This is a genomic window from Terrabacter sp. Soil810 (assembly GCF_001429645.1).
Classification (GTDB): Bacteria; Actinomycetota; Actinomycetes; order Actinomycetales; family Dermatophilaceae; genus Terrabacter.
Window position 1 is genome coordinate 1927009 of the sequence record NZ_LMSW01000011.1, and the last position, 929, is coordinate 1927937.

General features: G+C 72.0%; 1 protein-coding gene. It reads right to left on the bottom strand.

Going from position 1 to position 929, the window contains the following annotated elements; genetic code table 11:
• The coding region (locus ASG96_RS14835; RefSeq protein WP_235509164.1) for a lipopolysaccharide assembly protein LapB at positions 1-929 on the bottom strand (929 nt) is incomplete at both ends.

A 929-nucleotide genomic window follows, 5' to 3' on the forward strand; every position in this document is an offset into this window, starting at 1 on the left:
GCATCGTCGTCAAAGGACTCGATCGGGTAGCCGTCCTCGTCCTCGTCGCCGAGCAGGTCGGTGACGTCGACGCCGTCGAGCTCCTCGAGCCGCTCCGCGGCATCCGTCGCCAGCTCGTGGTCGGCGTCCGCAGCCCTGGCGAACCAGTCACGTGCCACCTCGAGATCGCCGGCGGCGAGCTTGGCGTCCGCATAGGCGTAGAAGAGCCGTGCGGCAGAGGGTCGGTTCGGGTTGATCCGCTTCACGAGATCACTGAGGCCCGCGACGGCGGCGTCGAGCTGACCGAGGTCCCGGCGGATCCCGGAGACGACGATCGCCAGCTCGACGCGGTCGTCGATGGCCAGGTTGCCCGCCTCGTCGGACTGCGCCAGCTCGAGCGCCTTGTCGTGGCGTCCCAGGGCTCGCTCGCAGTCGACCATGAGCGGGAGCAGGTGGCTCGACCCGGAAAGCCGTCGGACCGTGCGGAACTCTCCGAGAGCCCGAGCCCAGTCGCCGAGGCGGTACGCGACGAGCCCCAGGGATTCTCGGGCGGCAGGCACACGACCAGCACGGCGCACGGCCGTCTCGGCGTGGGCCAGGGCTGCCTCGGGCTCGACGTCGAGCAGCTCGGCGACCATGACGAGGTGCTGGGCGACGCCCTCGGCGTTCTCCTTGGACAGGGTGCGCAGCTGGTTCTTGACCCCGCGGTCGACCTCGTGACCGGTGACGCCCTCGCGAATGGCCGGTTCGGGCTTCCGCGGGGCCTTCGGAGTCAGGCGGGGGCCACCCCTCCGGTCATCGTCCTGAGGACGGCCGGCGCCGCCGCGAGCACGGTCGTCCGAACGGTAGCCGCTGCGGTCGCTGCCGCCGCTGGAGCGTCGGTCGTCCGAGCGGTACCCGCCCCGGTCGCTGCTGCCGCTGGAGCGTCGGTCGTCGGAGCGGTACCCGCC